The organism is Pseudomonas sp. GV047 (assembly GCF_003058245.1).
GTDB lineage: Bacteria > Pseudomonadota > Gammaproteobacteria > Pseudomonadales > Pseudomonadaceae > Aquipseudomonas > Aquipseudomonas marginalis.
On record NZ_QCWA01000007.1, the window covers coordinates 268,938 to 287,810 of the forward strand.

Below are 18,873 nucleotides of genomic sequence, written 5' to 3' on the forward strand. Positions count from 1 at the left end.
CAGTTTTTAACTATGGATGGATAAAAAATGAAATCGAAAAAAGCCTTTATGCTCGGTGCGGCCATGGCGGCCACCTGCTTCGTCTCGGCCTTTGCCCTCGCTGAACAATACCCTCACCTGGCTGCGCAAGCGGCGCCTCCTGCGGTCAAGCAAGGCTTGAAAAGCGCTGCGAAGGTCAAGGCCAACAAGGCGACGGCTGCCCTCAAGCAGCAATTGCTGGCGGGTGCCCAGCAGAAGAAAACCCTGTTTGCCCCCAAGGCGAAGGCTGACTCGGTGGTGGAAGACAACACTGCGCCGGCCAGGGTGACCAAGCTGCAGAAAACCACGGCCCAGTCGGCGCCTGCCGTACAGGCTGCGCTGGTCCAGGGCTGTGAGCAGACGCTGGACATCAACTCGCTCTATACGATCGATGGCGTGCAAACCGGCGACCTGCTGTGCTACCACTTCAACCTGCCGCAGAAGGCGCGGATCAATGTTCTGCTGGTCAACCAGACCGCAGGCACCGACATGTCGTTGTCGCTGTTCCAGGACGACGGCCAGGGCAATCCGCTGCCCCTGGGCACCTCCAATAACCCCGGCACGGGCGATGAAAGCCTTGGCGGCGTGGTGCCGGCCGGCGATTACTACTGGTTCATGGAGGCCAACGCGGCGGTCCAGGGCTCGAGCTTTCAGTTCGGCGTGGCGGTCGATACCAACCTTGATGCGTTCGAACCCAATGACACCCCGGACACGGCCTTCCAACTGCCGGACACCCTCAACTACATCAACGGCAATGCCGACAGCCTGGATGATGTCGATTACTTCGATTTCACCGCCGTCCGTGGCCAGAGTGTGGGTATTGCGCTGACGGCCGATGCGACCAGTGGCAGCACGCGCAACAAGTGGATCCTCGAGCGTTTCGATGGCGCCCAGTGGGTCACCGTGGGGGCCAACGTCGTGTCGACCTCGATCCCGAGCCCGGGTGTCGGTGGCGTGGTCAAGGTACGTGTGCGGCCGAACCAGCACCCGAACGAGCCGTGGAGCGCGACCGGCAAGTACAACTTGTCGTTCGGTTCCAACCCGCGGGTCAACAGCCCGGATGTGAAGGGCGAGGCGAACGTGTTGCGCATTCCGTATTCGGCTTCCGACGTGGGCTACGGCTACATGACCACCCAAGCCTATCGCGACCTGACCTGGACCATGGGCCTGTCGGACAGCACCGGTGCACCGCTGGTGGGCCTGCACCCGATCGTCTATCTCGACCAGCGGATCGACCCGGCCAACGGCGATATCGTCTACAAGGCGTATTCGGCGGCGACCGACAGTGCGGGCCAAGCGGCGGGCACGATCAACGTGGGCACCTGCTTCGGTGATTTCCAGACCACCTTTGTCGATTACGCCCAGGGCTACAACAACACCTGGCGTACCGACTTCAATTACGGCGTGTGGCGCATGGAAGTACTGGAGTACCCGGGTATCGGCGTCGGTGGTGACAACACCGAGTTCGTCAGCTTCGGCCACCTGTGCAAACAGACCTTGCTGAGCAGCACCAAGAGCTGAACATGAGTGACCCGTAGTACCCAGGGCATACAGGCCAGGCGTCTGTATGCCCTGTTTGCGTTATTGCGCCAACGCCAGCTTCAACGACAAGCGCGCCATGCTCGTATTCTTCAATGAGCCCAGGTACAGCCAGTCGCCATATTCCCGGGCCGTGGTGATGGGCGAGTAATTGCCGGCGCTGCCATCCTGCAAATTGGCGATGACCTTGCCATCGGTATCCAGCCCCAGCACGAAGGCTTTGCGCTCAATGGGCTTGGGCACCACCATCAGCGCACGCACCATCACCTTGCGCAGCAAGGGGTAGCCGGCAAAGCTGTCCAGCAGCGGGTTGCGTGGTGAGTACAGCGCCACCCAGAAACGGTCCTGGCCGTTGAAACTGAGGTTGTCCGGCAGGCCGGGCAGGTTGTCGATAAACAAGTCGTGGTTGCCCGCACGTTCGCCCTTGAGCCAGTAGCGGCTGATGCGATACGCCCCGGTTTCATTGACCAGCAGGTAATTTTCATCGGGGCCGAGGGCCACGCCGTTGGCGAATTGCAGTTGGTCCAGCAACACCTCGGTGGTGCCGTTGCGAAAGTCATAGCGCAGCAGGCGACCATCGCCGCCATGCTCGATCACCGCCTCGCCATCCTGGCCATAACCCCAGCGGCTCGAAGCATCGCTGAAGTACGCATAGCGCCCGCCGGCATCGATGGTCACGTCATTGGTAAAGCCAAAGGGGACGCCATTGGCGCTGGCGCTCAGGACGGTCAGTTGGCGCTGGGGATCCAGCGCGAGCAAGCCCCTGATCCCGTCTGCAATGATCAAGCGCCCGTCCGGGTGCAGTGCCATGCCCAGCGGCCGCCCACCGGTGTTGGCCAGTACTTCCAGGGTGGGGTTGTCGGGCGACGTGCGGATGATGCGGCCGTCACGCAGCCCGCTGATCAGAAGCCCCTGGGCATCGAGCAGCAAGGCCTCGGGGCCGGCGATGCCCTGGGCGCCGATTTTCTGCACAGCCTTGAGGCGCTGGTTGTCGGCATAGGCACCTTCCTTCATCGATGGCGCCTTGGGCGGAGCCCAGTTCACCGGTTGCACTTTGGTCGGCATCAACAGCAGGAAAGCGATCACCGCCAGCAGCACAAACAGCAGATGACGCATTTTCTTTCGACGGGTACTCATGACGATTCCTGGTTGTCGTTGGGGTTCGGTTCCCAGTACAGGGTGCCGAACAGGTAATCCATCAGCGGGAGGACGATATTGAAATTGCGCCCCTGCATCAGCTCGCGGCGGTGATGCAGGGCGTGCAGTCGGTGCATCTGGCGAATCCACGGCAGGCGCGCCAGCGGGTGGTCGGCGGGCAAGTGCTCGCAGGCGTGGAACACTTCGTAGAGCAGGTAACCGAGGATCATGCTCCCGGCGAACAGCCCGGCGACATTGGTGTTCAGGTGCTGGAGCAACCACCAGGCGGGGAGGGTGATGGCTAGGCTGTGCAGCACGATCAGCCACGCCGGAAAGAGAATGACGCGCCAGTCTCGCGGGCTGTCGTAGGTCATGTGGCCGGGGGTAAAGAAGCTGTGGTGATCACCGGTGTGGCGCGCATAGAACAGGCGGGCCAAGGCGTGCTTGTGATGGCCGAGGTGGCGATGCACCAGGTAGATACAGAGGTTGAAGAACACCAGGGTCAGCGGCACGGTCAGCCACTCGAACGGCGTCACTCGGTGGGTGGAGGCCCCGGCCAGGCCGATGCAGCACACGCCATAGCCGAGCACAAAGCCGGCGTGCAGCCAGGGGTTGTAATGGGGGCTGACCTCGGCGCGGTAGCGGCTGCGAAACGTCTCGGTGGGGTGGACCATGGCGGGCTGCTCAGGTTTTTTTGTTGGAGACTGAGCTTAGTTGGTACACGGGAATCTGCGAGTTTTGCGCGCTGCGCCGGTGAAGGGATTCAGATCAACGGGTCCCAGCGCTGCGACCAGTCACTCTCGGCCTTGACCACTTCACGCAGCAGCCCCAGGGCCTGTTGCAACACCGCCGAATCCCGTGCCCGCGAGTACACCAGGAACGTCGGGAAGCTGAACTCCGGGGCCTTGGGCACGCGCTGCATCACGCCGCTGTCCAGGTAGCTCTGTACCACCCGCGTGCGGAAATAGCCGGCGCCGCCGTTCTCGAGGATGTACTGCAATGCCAGCGGCCCGAGGTTGAAACTCACCGCCGCGCGAGCCCTGTCGGGCAGGGCCGCGTCGTGCTGCTGGCGGAAACCCGGGCCCCAATCGATGTAGACGTACGGGGCCGGTTTGCTCGTCAATTGCACCAGGATCAGTTTTTCTTCCAGCACCTGCTCCACCTGCAACCCCGGCCAGTACTGCGGCTGGAACACCAGCGCCGCATCGAGTACGCCGAGCTCCAGCTGCCGCAGCAGGTATTCACCTTCACGCACTTCGGTGCGCAGGGCATGCCCGGGGATCTGTTCGCGCAGGGCCCGGGCCCAACCGAGCATCAGCGGGTTGCACAGGCTGACTTCACCGCCGATATGCAGCACATTGCGATAGCCATCGGGCAACGGCAGGTCGCGCCGCGCGGCTTCCCAGGTTTGCAGCAACTGGTTGGCGTACACCACAAACGCCTCGCCGTCGGCGGTCAGGCGTGCACCGGCGCGGTTGCGCACGAACAGCGTACTGCCCAGTTGGCTTTCCAGGTTTTTAACGCGGGCGGTGATGGCGGTCTGGGTGACGTGCAGTTTCTCGGCGGCGGCGGCCAGGCTGCCGCAGCGGGTGATTTCCAGGAAAGTGCGTGCCAGTTCGATGTCCATGAAGCCCCCGGGGATGAATGGGAGACATTGTAGAGGCAGGGGATTGGAATGCGGTCAGAAAATGTGGGAGGGGCAAGTCGAATCGTCGCACCGCCCCTCCCACATTTGGATCTACGGTGTTGGGGTGATCGGTGTCTGTAAGTGCCGGGTCGGAAACGCCTTGGCATACGCCCGGCACACTCGCAACACCTGCTCATCGGCAAACCGCGCGCCCACCACATGTAACCCCACCGGCAAACCATTCGCCGCCAAGCCGCACGGCACCGACGCCGCCGGCTGCTGGGTAAGGTTGAAGGGGTAGGTGAACGGTGTCCACTCGGTCCATTCCTGCATCCCGGAACCGGGCGGTACGTTGTGCCCGGCCTCGAACGCGGTGATCGGCATCATCGGCGAGACCAGCACGTCGTAATGCTCGTGGAACGCCGCCATACGGGCCACCAGCGCGGCGCGGGCTTCGAGGGCTGCGTTGAAGTCATCCAGGCTCAGTTGCTCGCCACGCTGGGCAATGCGCAGCAGCCCAGGGTCCAGCAGTTGTTTCTGTGCGTCGCTCATGGACCCGGTCAGGCGTGCCGCGCCCGCCGCCCACAAGGTGCTGAAGACCTCCAGCGGGTCGCTGAAGCCAGGGTCGATCTGCTCGACATGGGCACCCAACTGCACCAGGCCCTCGACCGCCCGGGCGACCACCCTGGCCACCTGCGGGTCGACATCCACGTAGCCAAACGTGGGGCTGTAGGCCACGCGCAGGCCGTTCAAATCGGTGTGCGGCGTGAGCCATGGCGTGGTCCTCGGCGCGCCGATCAGGCCATCCCGCGTATCCTGCTGTGCCACGGCCTGCAGCATCAGCACGCTGTCTTCCACGGTGCGGGTCATCGGCCCCAGGTGCGACAGGATGGTCATCGAACTGGCCGGCCACTGCGGCACATAGCCGAACGTTGGCTTGATGCCGAAGGTGCCGGTAAACGCGCAGGGGATGCGGATCGAGCCGCCGGCATCGCTGCCCTGGTGCAGCACGCCCAGGTTCAATGCAGCTGCCGCGCCCGCGCCGCCAGACGAGCCGCCCGCCGTGGTGCGGGTGTCCCACGGGTTGCGCGTGATGCCGTACAGCGGGTTATCGGTGACGCCTTTCCAGCCGAATTCCGGGGTGGTGGTCTTGCCCAGCAGCACCGCGCCGGCCTTGCGCATAAAGGCCGGGAAGGGCGCGTCGACGTCCCACGGCCCCTCGGCCGACGAGGTGCGCGAGCCCTTGCGGGTGGGCATGCCGAGCGTCAGCGTGAGGTCCTTGATCGAGGCGGGCACGCCATCCAGGGCACCGCAGGGTTCACCCTTCAACCAGCGTTGCTCCGACGCCCGCGCGGCGCGCAGCGCGCCCTCGGGGTCCACATGGCAGTAGGCGTTGACCACCGGGTTGTGGCGTTCGATGCGCAGCAATGCGTCCTCGGTGACGTCCACCGGCGACAGGGTCTTGTCGCGAAAATGCGCCAGCAGTTGTACCGCCGTCAGTTCACCTAGGTCACTCATGGCTGCTCCCCCTGTGCCGCGTTGACCATGGCGCGCAGCAACACGGCGCATCCGGCCGCCAGGTCATCCGGCGCGGCGTTTTCGATTTCGTTATGGCTGATGCCGCCTTCGCACGGCACAAAGATCATCCCGGCCGGGCCCAGCTCGGCGACGAAAATCGCGTCATGCCCGGCGCCGCTGACGATGTCCATATGGCTCAGGCCCAAGGCACCCGCCGCATCGCGCACGGCGTTGACGCAGGCCGGGTGGAAGTCCAGGGGCGGGAAGTCGGCGGTGGGCGTCAGTTCGAAGGTCAACCCGTGCCGGGCTGCTGTGGCTTCGATCACGCCGCGCACTTCATCGACCATGGCCTGCAGCTTGTCGGCATGCAGGTGGCGCAGGTCGAGGGTCATGTGCACCTGGCCGGGAATCACATTGCGTGACCCCGGGTGCAGGCTCAGGCAGCCGACCGTGCCGCAGGCGTGAGGTTGTTGCTGGTGGGCGATACGGTTGACCGCACTGACCACCTCGGCGGCGCCGACCAGGGCGTCCTTGCGCAGGTGCATCGGCGTCGGCCCGGCGTGAGCTTCGACGCCGGTGAGGGTCAGGTCGAACCACTTCTGGCCCAGGCAGCCCATGACCACGCCAATGGTGGTGGCCTGGTCTTCCAGCACCGGGCCTTGCTCGATATGCGCTTCGAAATACGCGCCGACCGGGTGGCCCAACACCGCACGCGAACCGGCATAGCCGATGCGCTGCAATTCAGCGCCCACCGATAGGCCTTGCTCGTCCTGCTTGTCGAGGGTGTCCTGCAGGTCGAACTTACCGGCAAATACCCCGGAGCCCATCATGCACGGCGGGAAGCGCGAGCCTTCTTCATTGGTCCATACCACCACTTCGATCGGCGCCTGGGTCTCGATGTTCAAATCGTTGAGCGTGCGGATCACTTCCAGCCCGGCCATCACCCCGTAGCAGCCGTCGAACTTGCCGCCGGTGGGTTGGGTGTCGATGTGGCTGCCGGTCATCACCGGGGGCAGGGCGGGATTACGCCCAGGGCGGCGGGCGAAGATATTACCGATGGCGTCGACACTGACGCTGCACCCGGCGGCTTCGCACCACTGTACAAACAGGTCACGGGCCTGACGGTCCAGGTCGGTGAGGGCCAGGCGGCACACGCCGCCCTTGACCGTGGCGCCCAGTTGCGCCAGGTCCATCAGCGATTGCCACAGGCGGTCGCGGTTGATCAGCGGGGCGTTGCCCTGGAGCGGTTGCGCAAAACTGTTCATCTGTATTCTCCCGTCAGGCGCTCAGCGCCAGGTAGCGGTTCTTGATGGTCGGGTCGGCGCGGAAGGCGGCGGCACTGCCTTCGTAGACCACGCGGCCCTGTTCGAGGACGTAATGGCGGTCGGCGAGCTTGTCGCAGACCATCAGGTTCTGTTCCACCAGCAGCACCGGCAGGCCGTCGTCCTTGACCTTGCGCAGGATCTTCACCAGTTCGTCGACGATCACCGGGGCGAGGCCTTCGGTGGGTTCGTCGAGGATCAGCAACTTGGGGTCGTTGAGCAGGGCGCGGGCGATGGCGAGCATCTGTTGCTCGCCGCCGGAGAGTGCATGGCCGGCGTTCCTGCGCCGCTCCTTGAGGCGCGGGAACATGCCGTACACGTCTTCGAGCTGCCAGCGGCTGGTCTTGCGCACGGCGATGCGCAGGTTTTCCTCGACGGTCAGCAGGCGGAAGATCCCGCGATTTTCCGGCACCAGCGCCAGGCCCTGGCGCGCGATTTCAAAGATTTTCTGCCCCACCAGCGCCTGGCCGTTGAAGTGGATCTGGCCCTGGCGCGGGCAGATGATGCCGAGGATGCTGCGCAGGGTGGTGGTCTTGCCCGCGCCATTGCGCCCGAGCAGGGTCACCAGTTCGCCGGGGTTGACCCTCAGCGACACGCCTTCGAGCACGTGGCTCTTGTCATAGTAGGAATGGATATTCTCGACGATCAGCATCAGGCAGCCTCCCCAAGATAAGCATTGCGCACGCGTTCATCGGCACGCACGAACTCCGGCGTGCCTTCCACCAGGATCTGCCCGTGGCTCATCACCGTGATGCGCTGGCTGATGGACATGACGATGCTCATGTTGTGTTCGATCAACAGCACCGTGTGGTCGCGGCCGAGGTCGCTGATCAACTGGGTCATGATCGGGATGTCATCGATGCCCATGCCCGAGGTGGGCTCGTCGAGCATCAACAGTTTGGGCTTGGAGCAGATCGACATGCCCACCTCCAGCACCCGTTGCTGGCCGTGGGACAACTCGCCGGCCAGGGTCTCGGCGCGGGCGCTGAGTTGCAGGCGTTCGAGCACCTGGTCGGCCATCTCCAGGTGTTCGCGCTTGCTGTCCACGCGGCGCCAGAAGTTCAATGCACGTGCACCGTCGCGGCCCTGGGCGGCGAGGCGCAGGTTTTCGCGCACGCTGAGGTTCTGGAACAGGCTGGTGAGCTGGAACGAGCGCGCCATGCCCAGGCCGACGCGGCCGTGGGCCGGCTTGCGCATCAGGTTCCTGCCGTCGAAATGAATCGCCCCGGCCGTGGCCTGGCGTTCACCGGTCAGGCAGTGGAACAGGCTGGTCTTGCCCGCACCGTTGGGGCCGATGATGGTGTGGATGGTGCCGGCTTCGACCTTGAGGTTCACGCCATTCACCGCACGGAACGCGCCATAGGCCAGTTCCAGGTCCTGGGTTTCCAACAGGATGCTCATAGCCCTTCCTCCTTGGCGACGACGGCGGCCTTGCGACGGCCGCGCACGCGCTCGAACAACGCGGCCAGGCCGCCCCACAAACCGCCGCGCATGAAGATCACCACCAGGATCAGGATCACCCCCAGCAGCATCAGCCAACGGGGCCACAGGTCGGAGAGAAAATCCCCCAGCAGCACGATGGACCCGGCGCCCAGCAACGAACCGAACAGCGAGCCGGTGCCGCCGATAATGGTCATGATCAGGATGTTCTCGGACATCGCCAGGTCGATATTCGACAGCGGCACAAAGTGCAGCAGCATGGCGTACAGCGCCCCGGCAATCCCGGTGACTGCGCCGGACAGCACGAACACCAGGATCTTGAAATGCCGCGTGTCGTAGCCGATGGCCGAGGCGCGGGTTTCGTTTTCGCGGATCGCCATCAGCGTGCTGCCGAACGGCGAGGCGATCACCCGGCGTGCGCCGATAAAGATCAACAGGAACAGCACCGCGACAAAACCATAGAACGCACGGGCGTCGGCCAGGGACAGCAGCACGGTATCGCCGATGCGGATTTCCGGGCGCGGCACGCTGAGCAGGCCGTTGTCGCCACCGGTCCAGTCGCTGAGGGTGTAGGCGACAAAGTACGCCATCTGGCTGAAGGCCAACGTAAGCATCACGAAGTAGATGCCGGTGCGCCGGATTGCCAGGGCACCCACCAGCAGGGCCAGGAAGCCACCGGCGATGGCGGCACCCAGCAGCGCGGCGAACAACCCCAGTTGCAGGTGGATCATCAGCAGTGCCGCACAGTAGGCACCGGCACCAAAGAAGATGCCTTGGCCGAATGACAGCAGCCCGGTGTAGCCCAGCAACAGGTTGCAGGCCAGGGCGGCCATGGCAAAGATCAGGATCTCGCTGGCCAGGGTCGCCGAGGGCAATAGCACGGGCAGGCCGATCAGCACCGCCACGACCCACAGCAACATGGCGCGCGATTGGGTTTTGGCAAACGGCAGGGGATTTTTCTCGCTCATGTCAGGCTCTCCCAAACAGGCCGTAAGGCCGCACCAGAATCACCACGGCCATGGCGCCGTAGATCATCAGGCTCGCGCCTTGGGGCCAGAGTGTGGTCATCAGGCTTTGCACCACGCCCACCAGCAAACCGCCGACCAACGCACCGCTGAACGAGCCCATGCCGCCGATCACCACCACCACGAAGGCGATGCCGAGAATCTCCGGGCCAACGAACGGCTGCGCACCGCGCAACGGCGCGAACAGCACCCCGGCCATGCCGGCCAGGCCCACGCCGAGGGCGAAGGTCATGGAGAACAGGCGGAAGATATTCGTGCCGAGCAGCGACACGGTCTCGGTGCTTTCACTGCCGGCGCGCACCAGGGCGCCGAAGCGCGTGCGCTCCAGCAGCAGCCACAGGCCCAGGCCCACCAGCCCGGAAAACACGATGAGGAACAGGCGGTAGTAGGGGTAGACGAAATCACCCACCACCAGCACGCCGCGCAGCAGTTCCGGCACGGCGACGCTTTTGCCCACCGGGCCCCAGATCATCACGCTGGCTTCCTGGATGATCAGCGCGATGCCCAGGGTGACCAGGATCTGGAACATGTGCGGCAAGTGATAGATCCGCTGGATCAACAGCCGCTCGATCACCCAGGCCAACGCGGCCACCACCAGCGGCGCAATCAGCAGCGCCAGCCAGAAGTTGCCGGTGAGGCTCACGGCGGTGTAGCAGATGTAGGCGCCCAGCAGGAAGAACGCGCCGTGGGCGAAGTTGACGAAGTTGAGCAGGCCGAAAATGATCGTCAGCCCGACCGCGATCAGGAAGTAGATCATTCCCAATCCAAGGCCGTTGAGTATCTGGAACAGGTAAAGATTAAGCATGCAGAAACCCTCGAACAGGTGGCCGCCGGGGCGGCCCTGCCGTGTACAACGGTGGTGTTTTAGCGGATCAGGCGAGCGTGCAGCCCGTGGCTTCCACCGGCGGGAAGGACTGGCCGGCGCTGAGCACCTTGGCCAGGTCATCCTTGTCGGCCATCTCGCCGGCGGCCTTGCCGACCAGCAGGTAGTAGTCCTTGATCACCTGGTGGTCGCCGGCGCGGATCGACTCCTTGCCGGTGGGGCCTTCGAAACTCAGGCCCTGCATGGCCTTGGCCACGGTCGGCCCGTCGAAGCTGCCGGTGGCGATGATGGTGTCGAGCATGACTTTGGTGCTGATGTAGTCGGCGGCCAGCGGGTAGGTGGGGTTGATGCCGTACTTGGCCTGGGTCAGCTTGACCAGCTCGCGGTTGAGCGGGGTGTCGACCTGATGCCAGTACTGCGCGCCGAGGTACACGCCGTCGAGGATATCGCTGCCCAGTTCCTGGAACTGGTCGAGGCCGGCGGACCACACCAGCAGCACTTTCATGCGTTCCTTGATGCCGAAGTTCACCGCCTGGCGCAGGGTGTTGGACGACTGGCTGCCAAAGTTGAGCAACACCAGCACATCCGGCTTGGTGGAAATGGCATTGGTCAGGTAGCCGGAGAATTCCTGCTCCTGCAGCGAGTGGTAGCTGTTGCCGACGTGCTCCAGGCCATGTTCCTTGAGCACGTTTCTGGCGCCTTCGAGCAGCGCTTCGCCGAACACATATTGCGGCGTGATGGTGTACCAGCGCTTGGCATCCGGCAGCAGCTTGATCAGCGGCACCATGGTTTCGCGGATCGCGCCGTAGGTGGGCACCGACCAGCGAAACGTGGCGTGGTTGCAGTCTTTGCCGGTGACTTCATCGGCACCCACCGGGGTCATGAATACACCGCCAACCTTGTCGACTTCCTTGGCCACCGCGAGTGCCGACGACGACAGCGTACAGCCCTGGAAGAACCGCGCGCCGTCCTGCTGGATCGCCTCCTGCACCTTGCGCACGGCCTTGCCGGCGTTGCCCTCGGTGTCGATGACCTTGTAGTTCAAGGGGCGGCCCAGCAGCTCGGTGTGTTGTGCCACCGCCAGGCGCGAACCCATGTCGGCAAACTTGCCATAGCTGGCAAAGGCGCCGGACATGGACTTGAGGCCGTAAAAGGTAAAGGGCTCGGCGGCGAATGCGGACCGTACGCTCAGCGGAAGACTGAGGGCGGCGGCCGCGGTAAGACTGGCTTTCAATAACGTACGACGCTGCATGGGGTGACTCCCTGGTTTAGTTATTGGCAGGAGTAGCAAGGGCGATACGGTGGAGCAGGGCCTGTGGGCAGGCCTGTTATTGGGGTAACGCAGTGAATGCAGTCAACTGTGGGCGGGGTGTTTTCAGTGGTTGTGGTCGAACTCCAGTAGAAAGTGCGGGCTGACCTGGCCTTCCAGCGCGGTCATATGGTGTTCGGCGTCGCACATATGTTCATGCATCAGGCTGCGTACCGCGCCTTCATCCCCGGCGCGAAAGGCGTTCAGCAGTTGCTTGTGATAGTCGAGGTTGGCCGCGTCGAACTGCTTGCGCTTGGGCTTGTAGGCTTTTTTCAGTACCACCAGGTCGCGCAGCAGGTCGTTGAGAAATTGCGCCATAAAGCTCAGCAACGGGTTGGGGCAGGCCTTGGCCAGCAGGTTGTGGAACTCCAGTTCCGCCAGGCGTTGCTCGCGCTGGCCGGCTTCGCTGTCTTCGGGGGCGCTGCAGAAATCCACGTTGTCCTGCAATGCCCGGTAGTCGTCCTCACTCAGGCGCCCGAGCACCGACACCGCCAGTTCCACTTCGATGACCTTGCGCAACTGGTACACCTGCTCGCCGTCCAGGTGCTGGAAGTGCAGGTAGTTACGCAGCGCGCGGCTGGCGGGCTCCGTGCCGGCCTGGTTCAGGTAGGCACCGCCGCTGGGGCCGGTGCGCGTACTCACCAGCCCCTCGACCTCCAGGGCCTTGAGCGCTTCACGGGCCGAGCCCTTGGAGCACTGGAAGCTTTCCATCAGCTCACGCTCGGTGGGCAGGCGGTCGCCGGGCTTCAAGGCGTCGGTGACGATGGAGCGCTTGACCGACTCGACAATCACGTCGGACAGCTTCTGGCGTTTGCGGCGTAGCGGGCGAGTCAGCATGGGTTCGATTTATCGTATTAATGCGGATAAATAGCACTTAATAACGATTGTGACGGAGCGTCAACGCAGGGTGTCGTTTTCGGCGGCAACAGGTCGTAAACGACGCGCTACTGCCTGCCTGCCACGTCAAGGCAGCGAGTCGACGGTGGCGGCTGTTTGCCATAGGCGAGGAAGTCACCCACCCATCGGTTGATACAGCCGCCGGCGTCCGGTTTGGCGGGCTCCTTGAGGCGCAGTTGTTCGACCCCAAGCCTACCCGCCATGGTGTGTTCGGCGTTGACCAGCACCATGCGTGCGACGCGCTCGGGAAACACTGCGGCATAGCGGCTGCCCAGGCGCGTGGCGAGGGTGTCCCCCAGGTAATGCAGTTGGGCGTCGCCCAACTGGGCGCGTACGTACTCCATATCCCGTACGGCCTGTTCGACGCCATGCTCCTGAGTGAGGTCGCGGGGGCTGAGTTCGATCATGTCGTAGCGGTTGAGCAGCGTGCGATAGGCTTGTGTGGAATACGTGTCCCAGCGGCTGGCGAGGTGAATGGCGAAGGTGCTTCCGTAGTTTTTTTGCGCGGTGTCGCCGGCCTGGGTGAAGACCACGCCTTTGCGGTTCAGGGGATCGCGGGCGCCGACACGGGTCAGGTAGAGGCGCTGGTGGCCTTGCCAGGGGGCGGCATGGTTGCGCGGGACGGTGATGATGCCGCACTGGGTGCGCGACAGCACCTCGGGGTCAAGCCGTTCGGTGGTGGGGAGGGGGCAATCGAGCAGCCAATCAATGGCGGTGGGTTTGATCAGTGGCTCTGCCTGGCCAAGGTTTGCCATCAACCAGAGACAGCCGCACGCGAGGTATTTTGCAACATTCATCAGTGTTCCCTGGCAGCCGTGTGATAGCGGCATTTTTTACCAAGGAACCTGAGTCGAAGAATGTAGGGGCGGTAGACGACTTATGTACGAAACTGGAGTTTCGTTTATCAGATGCTGGTTTTCCAACCGCCGCCCAATGCCTTGTACAGCGCAATGCTGGCCTGCAGGCGTGACAGTCGCAATTGCACGTTCAAGTCCTGGGCGGCATACAGGGTGCGCTGGGTTTCCAGTACCGTCAGCAAGTCCTCGGCACCCGCCTGGTAGCGGCTTTCGGCGATCCGGAAGGCGGTTTGGGCCTGTTGCAGTTCTTCCGTTTGCCAGTGGCGCTGCTGGTCCAGGCGCGTGATGCTGCTGAGGGCTTTTTCCACATCGGCAAAACCGTTGATGATCGCGCCGCGGTAGGTTTGCAACAGCTCATCCTGGCGCGCGCGGGCCTTGTCGCGCTCGGCGCTTAAACGGCCGTTGTTGAAGATCGGCCCGACCAGGCCGGCCGTCAGCGTGTAGTAGGGGCTGCGCAGGACGTCCACGGCCTTGTAGGCATCGGAGCCGAGTGTGGCGCCGAGGGTCAGGGCCGGCAGCATGGCGGCGCGGGCCACGGTGACGTCCGCCTGGGCCGCCGCCAGTTCGGCCTCGGCCTTGGCAATGTCCGGCCGGCGGCTGAGCAACTGGCTGGGCAGGCCGGCGCCGATGGCTGGCCAGGTCAGGTCCTGGAAGGGTTCGGCGCCCAGGTCCAGGGCCTGGACCGGTTGGCCGAGGAGGGCGGCCAGGGTGATCTGGGATTCTTCGGCCAGTTGTTGAATCAACGGCAGCTGGCGTTGCTGGCTGGCCACCAGGCTTTTCTGCTGGGCCAGTTCCAGGGCCGTGGCGGAGCCTGCGTCGTAACGGGTCTGCACCAGCTCGAGGACGTTACGCGCATTGGCCAGGTTCAACTCGGCGATCTGCTGGCGCTCGCGCGCCGCGAGGGTTTGCGCGTAGCGGTCGGCGACGTTGCTGAGCAAGGTCAGCTCCACGGTCGCCTGGTCGAACTCGCTGGCGCGCAGGCTGTGCAGGGCACTGTCACGGGCAGCGGCGCGGCCACCCCAGAAATCCACTTCGTAGCTGGCGGTGAAGTTGGCGCCGAAATTATCGACGGCGTCATCGCTTTGTGAGGCGTCAAGGTCCGGCCCGCCCGCGCCGTGCAACAACTTCTGGTGGCTGGCGGCAAGGTTGAACTTCACCTCGGGCAACAGTGGCGCCCCGGCAATCACCGCCGTGGCCTGGGCCTGGCGCACGCGGGCCATGGCGGCGGCCACGTCGAAGCTGTCACGCCGGGCCTGGTCGACCAGGCGGTCCAGCTGGGGGCTGCCGAACTGCGTCCACCAGCGCTGGTTGGTGGCCCGGGCGGCGTCGCGTTCGGCAAACTGCCAGGCAGCCGGCGGCGCAATAGCGCTGTCCACGGCGGGCGGGTCACCGGCGCAGGCCGTGAGCAGCAGGCACAGGCCAAGTGCGGGCAGGTACGGGGGAATGGATCGTTTATTCACTGGTCAACGCCTTAACCGGATCGAGCCGGGCAGCTTTACGGGCCGGCATGAAGCCGAATACGACGCCGGTGACCAGTGCGCAACCGAATGCGCCAAGCACCGCCACCAGGGAAAACTGCACCGCCACCTTGGCCAGCACCAGCACGCCACCCACCAGCAGGGCCAGGGCAATGCCGCACAGGCCGCCGACCACCGACAGCATCACCGCCTCGGTCAGGAACTGGCGCAGGATGTCGCGCTGGCGCGCGCCGGTGGCCATGCGGATGCCGATCTCGCGGGTGCGTTCGCGCACGGTCATCAGCATGATGTTCATCACGCCAATGCCGCCCACCAGCAGGGAAATCGCGGCAATCGAACCGAGCATCAACGACAGGGTGTTCTGGGTGCGCGCCTCGGCCTGGATCATCGCCGCGTTGTTGGTCAACTCGTAGTCGCGCTTGCCGTTGTGCAGCTTTTGCATCAACTGATCGATGGCCACTTCGGCCTCGTGGACCTTGCGCGCATCGGCGGCGGCAATCACCACGTATTCGGGGTTGTAGCTGCCGAACAGGCGCACGCTGGCGGCGGAGTAGGGGATGGCGATACGGTCATCACTGTCTTTGTTGCCGGAGCTGGCGCCTTTCTCCGCCAGCACGCCGATCACCTGGAACGGTACGTTTTCGATCAGGATGTATTGCCCGATGGGGTCGACCTCTCCCTTGAACAGCTTTTCCCGCACGCGATGACCGATCACGGCCACGGTGGCAGCCGCACGCTCGTCGGCCGGCGTGAAGTAACTGCCCTCGACCACCGGCCAATTGAAAATGTCCGGGAAATTGGTGTCATTGCCGCCCACATAGGCCATGTAGTCGACGTTGCCATAGCGCACGCCGGCTTCGGTGCCGTTGACCGGCATGATGCGCTTGATCTGGGGCAGCGCCGCCAGCGCCGCGACGTCGTTGAGGGTAACGATACCCAGCGGCGTGCGCGGGTTGGGCGATGAGCCGCTGAGGTAGAGGATGTTGGAGCCGAACGCGCCCATCTGCGCCATGACCTGGCGTTTGCTGCCTTCGCCCACGGCCAGCATCACCACCACCGAGGCCACGCCGATGATGATCCCCAGCAGGGTCAGCGCGGTGCGAAAACGGTTGATCCACATCACCCGCCAGGCGGCCTGGACCGCGTCCAGCAATTCGGCTTTCCACGCGCCATTGTGTTCGGCGCCGTCGGCCAGGCGCTGGCGCAGGTCCACGGCTTGCAGCGCGCCGCGGGTGGCGGGTGGGGGCGCGGCGTTGTCATCGGCCGAGTCACTGATGATCAGGCCATCGCGAATCTCGATGATGCGGTTGGCCCGCGCCGCCACTTCGCGGTCGTGGGTGATCAGGATCACCACATGGCCCTGGCTGGCCAGTTCGTCCAGCAGGCTCATCACCTCGGCGCCGCTGTGGCTGTCGAGGGCGCCGGTGGGTTCATCGGCAAGGATGATGTGGCCGCCGTTCATCAGCGCCCGAGCGATCGAGACACGCTGTTGCTGGCCGCCGGACAGCTGGTGCGGACGGTTGCCGGTGCGCTCGGCCAGGCCGAGGCGCGTGAGCAGGGCGTGGGCGCGGGCATGGCGTTCGGCGGCGCTGATGCCGGCGTAGATCGCCGGCATCTCGACGTTCTCCTGGGCCGAGCCCGAGGGGATCAAATGGTAGCCCTGGAACACGAAGCCAAAGGCCTCGCGGCGCAGCCAGGCCAATTCGTCGCTGTCCAGGTGGGCGACGTTTTCCCCCGCGAACAGGTACTCGCCCAGGCTTGGGCGGTCGAGGCAACCGAGGATATTCATCAACGTGGACTTGCCGGAACCGGAAGCCCCGACGATGGCGACGAATTCCCCGGCATGGATCGACAGGTCGATGCCGCGCAACACGTCGACCTGCGGGCTGTCGCCACCGCCGTAGGATTTGCGGATGTTCTTGAGTTCGATCAGGGGCGTGGTCACCTCAACCCCCGTTGCCGTCGGCCGGGCCGATCAGCAGGTGATCGCCTTCGTGCAGGCCGTCGAGCACTTCGACCCGCAGGCGATCGCTGATACCCAGGCGGACTTCACGTTCTTCGATGCGGCCGTTGGTGGCGACCACGCGGGCGATCTGCTTGTCGGCACTGGAGGTGCCCAGCAGTGCGGCCACCGGTGCGGTGAGGACATCCTTGACCTGGCTGGCGACGAAAAATACCTGGGCGGTCATTTCGGCCATCAACGCGTTGTCGCTGTTGTCCACATCCAGCAGCACGGTGTACAGCACCACGCGCCCGCTGCCGCTCTTGCTGGAACTGTTGGGGCTGCCGCTGCCCTGGGTTTCATTCAGCGGCTTGGGCGGGATCGGCAGGATCTGCCGCACGGTACTGGTCCAGCGCCGGTTGCCGCCGCTGAGGGTGGTGAAGTAGGCGGTCATGCCCGGTTTGACGTGGCCGATGTCGGCTTCCGAGACTTCCGCCCACACGGTCATCGGCGACAACTTGGCGATCCGCAGGATCAGCGGCGTCTGCTGCTGGGCATTGAGGGTCTGGCCGACCCGCGCGTCCACCGCGACCACGGTGCCGGTCATCGGTGCGTAGATGCGCGTATAGCCCAGTTCCGCTTCATCGCTGCGCAGGCTGGCCTGGGCCTGGAGAATCTGCGCCTGGAACATGTCCATCCGGGCCTGGGTGGCGCTCAGTTCGGCCTTGGCGGTTTGCACGTCTTCCTCGCGGGTGGCGTTGCCGGCGGCCAGGCGCTGCTGGCGCTGGTACTTCTGGCGGGCGAGGGCGTGCTGGGCCTTTTGCTCCTGCAACTGGGCCTTGAGGTTTTCGATGGCGTAGCGGCTGGCGTCGAGCTTGGCTTTTTGCGTCGAGGGGTCGATCTCCACCAGCAATTGGCCTTCCTGCACCTGGTCGCCGGCTTCAACGTGGATCTTGCGAATCTGCCCGGACGCCTGGGCGCCCACGTCGACATACCGGCGCGGTTGCAGGGTGCCCAGGGCCGTGACGCTGTTTTCAATAGTGCCGCGGGTGACGGTGACGGTGGTCAGGTTGTCACGCCCCGGCGGCAACACCTGCCAGGCGGCCACGGCGATGATGGGAATCAGGCACGCGATAGCGAGCAAGGCGCGTCGGGCAGGTCGAGGGCGTTTCATGCTTAGGTTCCAGCCGGGAAAGTTCGGAGCGCAGTTGCGCAGAGCTGACAGTTAAACGAGAGAATTGCCCGAGGATTTAGGCTGTTACATAAGTGGTTACAGGTCTTGTGGAGAAAAAAAACGGCCTGTAGGTGCAAGTCTTGTTTAAAAGTAGATGAGAATTACTATAAATTGCACCTACCCAAACTGCCATTACTGAATACGCCGTCTTTTTTCGCACTCAAGGATCTGATGCCGCCACCCGGCGGCCGGGAGTCATGTTGGAAAACTACTATCGCGAGCTGGTGTGTTTCCTCAACGCCAAGCTGGGCAACCGTCAGGTGGCCGAGGATGTGGTGCATGACGCTTATGTCCGGGTGCTGGAACGTTCCAGCGAGACGCCCATCGAACAGCCGCGTGCCTTTTTGTATCGCACCGCGCTGAACCTGGTGATCGACGGCCACCGGCGCAATGCCCTGCGCCAGGTCGAACCCCTGGAGGTGCTCGACAGCGAGGAGCGCTTTGCCGCCTGTTCGCCCCATGCCACCCACGACTACGGCCAACGCCTGGCCTTGCTCGAACGCGCCCTGGCCGAGCTGCCGGCGGCCTGTCGTGACAGCTTCCTGCTGCGCAAACTCGAGGGTCTGAGCCACCTGCAAATCGCCGAGCGCCTGGGTATTTCCCGCGCTCTGGTGGAAAAACACATCGTCAACGCCATGAAGCACTGCCGGGTGCGGATGCGCGAGTGGGACGCGCACTGATCACTGTTCGGTTAAATTTTTTTTCAC

17 protein-coding genes are annotated in these 18,873 nt (G+C 64.1%); 2 read left to right on the forward strand and 15 right to left on the reverse strand.

What is annotated here, in order from left to right; genetic code table 11:
* The first annotated feature begins 27 nt into the window (after nucleotides 1-27).
* Nucleotides 28-1,539 (forward strand): hypothetical protein, encoded by a 1,512-nt coding sequence (locus tag C8K58_RS20070; RefSeq protein WP_027606156.1) that lies wholly within the window; start codon nucleotides 28-30, stop codon nucleotides 1,537-1,539.
* Nucleotides 1,540-1,599: 60 nt separating this feature from the next.
* On the opposite strand, the gene C8K58_RS20075 is transcribed toward C8K58_RS20070, so the two are convergent.
* The 15 genes from C8K58_RS20075 to C8K58_RS20145 all read right to left on the reverse strand — a co-directional run bounded on the left by C8K58_RS20075 (nucleotide 1,600) and on the right by C8K58_RS20145 (nucleotide 18,106).
* Nucleotides 1,600-2,694: an SMP-30/gluconolactonase/LRE family protein gene (locus tag C8K58_RS20075; RefSeq protein WP_108574183.1), complete on the reverse strand. Its 1,095-nt coding sequence runs from the start codon at nucleotides 2,692-2,694 to the stop codon at nucleotides 1,600-1,602.
* Nucleotides 2,691-3,368: a sterol desaturase family protein gene (locus tag C8K58_RS20080; RefSeq protein ID WP_108574184.1), complete on the reverse strand. Its 678-nt coding sequence runs from the start codon at nucleotides 3,366-3,368 to the stop codon at nucleotides 2,691-2,693. Before C8K58_RS20080 ends, C8K58_RS20075 begins: the two co-directional genes overlap by 4 nt.
* A gap of 89 nt (nucleotides 3,369-3,457) precedes the next feature.
* Entirely contained in the window at nucleotides 3,458-4,321 is an 864-nt protein-coding gene (locus C8K58_RS20085; protein ID WP_027606159.1) for a LysR family transcriptional regulator, read from the reverse strand.
* 111 nt (nucleotides 4,322-4,432) lie between these two features.
* Nucleotides 4,433-5,839, reverse strand: coding sequence for an amidase (locus C8K58_RS20090; protein WP_108574185.1), 1,407 nt, complete (start codon nucleotides 5,837-5,839; stop codon nucleotides 4,433-4,435).
* Nucleotides 5,836-7,104 carry a Zn-dependent hydrolase gene (locus C8K58_RS20095; protein ID WP_108574186.1) on the reverse strand — a complete coding sequence of 423 codons (1,269 nt, stop codon included), beginning with the start codon at nucleotides 7,102-7,104 and terminating at the stop codon, nucleotides 5,836-5,838. The genes C8K58_RS20090 and C8K58_RS20095 overlap by 4 nt, the downstream gene beginning before the upstream one ends.
* A gap of 13 nt (nucleotides 7,105-7,117) precedes the next feature.
* Nucleotides 7,118-7,813 carry an ABC transporter ATP-binding protein gene (locus C8K58_RS20100; RefSeq protein WP_027606163.1) on the reverse strand — a complete coding sequence of 232 codons (696 nt, stop codon included), beginning with the start codon at nucleotides 7,811-7,813 and terminating at the stop codon, nucleotides 7,118-7,120.
* Nucleotides 7,813-8,562 carry an ABC transporter ATP-binding protein gene (locus C8K58_RS20105; protein ID WP_098479097.1) on the reverse strand — a complete coding sequence of 250 codons (750 nt, stop codon included), beginning with the start codon at nucleotides 8,560-8,562 and terminating at the stop codon, nucleotides 7,813-7,815. The genes C8K58_RS20100 and C8K58_RS20105 overlap by 1 nt, the downstream gene beginning before the upstream one ends.
* Nucleotides 8,559-9,569 carry a branched-chain amino acid ABC transporter permease gene (locus tag C8K58_RS20110; protein WP_098479098.1) on the reverse strand — a complete coding sequence of 337 codons (1,011 nt, stop codon included), beginning with the start codon at nucleotides 9,567-9,569 and terminating at the stop codon, nucleotides 8,559-8,561. Before C8K58_RS20110 ends, C8K58_RS20105 begins: the two co-directional genes overlap by 4 nt.
* A gap of 1 nt (nucleotide 9,570) precedes the next feature.
* Nucleotides 9,571-10,431 (reverse strand): branched-chain amino acid ABC transporter permease, encoded by an 861-nt coding sequence (locus C8K58_RS20115; RefSeq protein ID WP_065923782.1) that lies wholly within the window; start codon nucleotides 10,429-10,431, stop codon nucleotides 9,571-9,573.
* Nucleotides 10,432-10,498: 67 nt separating this feature from the next.
* Nucleotides 10,499-11,701: an ABC transporter substrate-binding protein gene (locus C8K58_RS20120; RefSeq protein ID WP_027606167.1), complete on the reverse strand. Its 1,203-nt coding sequence runs from the start codon at nucleotides 11,699-11,701 to the stop codon at nucleotides 10,499-10,501.
* Nucleotides 11,702-11,824: 123 nt separating this feature from the next.
* Nucleotides 11,825-12,595, reverse strand: coding sequence for a FadR/GntR family transcriptional regulator (locus tag C8K58_RS20125; protein ID WP_027606168.1), 771 nt, complete (start codon nucleotides 12,593-12,595; stop codon nucleotides 11,825-11,827).
* 107 nt (nucleotides 12,596-12,702) lie between these two features.
* Entirely contained in the window at nucleotides 12,703-13,452 is a 750-nt protein-coding gene (locus C8K58_RS20130; RefSeq protein ID WP_108574187.1) for an alpha/beta fold hydrolase, read from the reverse strand.
* Nucleotides 13,453-13,559: 107 nt separating this feature from the next.
* On the reverse strand, nucleotides 13,560-14,972 hold the full coding sequence (locus tag C8K58_RS20135; protein WP_108574188.1) for an efflux transporter outer membrane subunit: 1,413 nt from the start codon (nucleotides 14,970-14,972) through the stop codon (nucleotides 13,560-13,562).
* On the reverse strand, nucleotides 14,965-16,935 hold the full coding sequence (locus C8K58_RS20140) for a MacB family efflux pump subunit (RefSeq protein WP_027606171.1): 1,971 nt from the start codon (nucleotides 16,933-16,935) through the stop codon (nucleotides 14,965-14,967). Before C8K58_RS20140 ends, C8K58_RS20135 begins: the two co-directional genes overlap by 8 nt.
* A gap of 1 nt (nucleotide 16,936) precedes the next feature.
* Nucleotides 16,937-18,106, reverse strand: a complete 1,170-nt coding sequence (locus C8K58_RS20145) for an efflux RND transporter periplasmic adaptor subunit (RefSeq protein WP_098479103.1) — start codon at nucleotides 18,104-18,106, stop codon at nucleotides 16,937-16,939.
* A 191-nt stretch (nucleotides 18,107-18,297) separates the two neighbouring features.
* On the opposite strand from C8K58_RS20145, the gene C8K58_RS20150 reads away from it, so the two are divergent.
* On the forward strand, nucleotides 18,298-18,846 hold the full coding sequence (locus C8K58_RS20150) for a sigma-70 family RNA polymerase sigma factor (RefSeq protein WP_223841646.1): 549 nt from the start codon (nucleotides 18,298-18,300) through the stop codon (nucleotides 18,844-18,846).
* The last annotated feature ends 27 nt before the right edge of the window (nucleotides 18,847-18,873 follow it).

What these genes read in the sequence shown, in the direction of transcription:
- C8K58_RS20070 (WP_027606156.1), top strand. Translation starts at nt 28, where the DNA reads ATGAAATCGAAAAAAGCCTTTATGCTCGGTGCGGCCATGGCGGCCACC.
- C8K58_RS20075 (WP_108574183.1), bottom strand. Translation starts at nt 2,694, where the DNA reads ATGAGTACCCGTCGAAAGAAAATGCGTCATCTGCTGTTTGTGCTGCTG.
- C8K58_RS20080 (WP_108574184.1), bottom strand. Translation starts at nt 3,368, where the DNA reads ATGGTCCACCCCACCGAGACGTTTCGCAGCCGCTACCGCGCCGAGGTC.
- C8K58_RS20085 (WP_027606159.1), bottom strand. Translation starts at nt 4,321, where the DNA reads ATGGACATCGAACTGGCACGCACTTTCCTGGAAATCACCCGCTGCGGC.
- C8K58_RS20090 (WP_108574185.1), bottom strand. Translation starts at nt 5,839, where the DNA reads ATGAGTGACCTAGGTGAACTGACGGCGGTACAACTGCTGGCGCATTTT.
- C8K58_RS20095 (WP_108574186.1), bottom strand. Translation starts at nt 7,104, where the DNA reads ATGAACAGTTTTGCGCAACCGCTCCAGGGCAACGCCCCGCTGATCAAC.
- C8K58_RS20100 (WP_027606163.1), bottom strand. Translation starts at nt 7,813, where the DNA reads ATGCTGATCGTCGAGAATATCCATTCCTACTATGACAAGAGCCACGTG.
- C8K58_RS20105 (WP_098479097.1), bottom strand. Translation starts at nt 8,562, where the DNA reads ATGAGCATCCTGTTGGAAACCCAGGACCTGGAACTGGCCTATGGCGCG.
- C8K58_RS20110 (WP_098479098.1), bottom strand. Translation starts at nt 9,569, where the DNA reads ATGAGCGAGAAAAATCCCCTGCCGTTTGCCAAAACCCAATCGCGCGCC.
- C8K58_RS20115 (WP_065923782.1), bottom strand. Translation starts at nt 10,431, where the DNA reads ATGCTTAATCTTTACCTGTTCCAGATACTCAACGGCCTTGGATTGGGA.
- C8K58_RS20120 (WP_027606167.1), bottom strand. Translation starts at nt 11,701, where the DNA reads ATGCAGCGTCGTACGTTATTGAAAGCCAGTCTTACCGCGGCCGCCGCC.
- C8K58_RS20125 (WP_027606168.1), bottom strand. Translation starts at nt 12,595, where the DNA reads ATGCTGACTCGCCCGCTACGCCGCAAACGCCAGAAGCTGTCCGACGTG.
- C8K58_RS20130 (WP_108574187.1), bottom strand. Translation starts at nt 13,452, where the DNA reads ATGAATGTTGCAAAATACCTCGCGTGCGGCTGTCTCTGGTTGATGGCA.
- C8K58_RS20145 (WP_098479103.1), bottom strand. Translation starts at nt 18,106, where the DNA reads ATGAAACGCCCTCGACCTGCCCGACGCGCCTTGCTCGCTATCGCGTGC.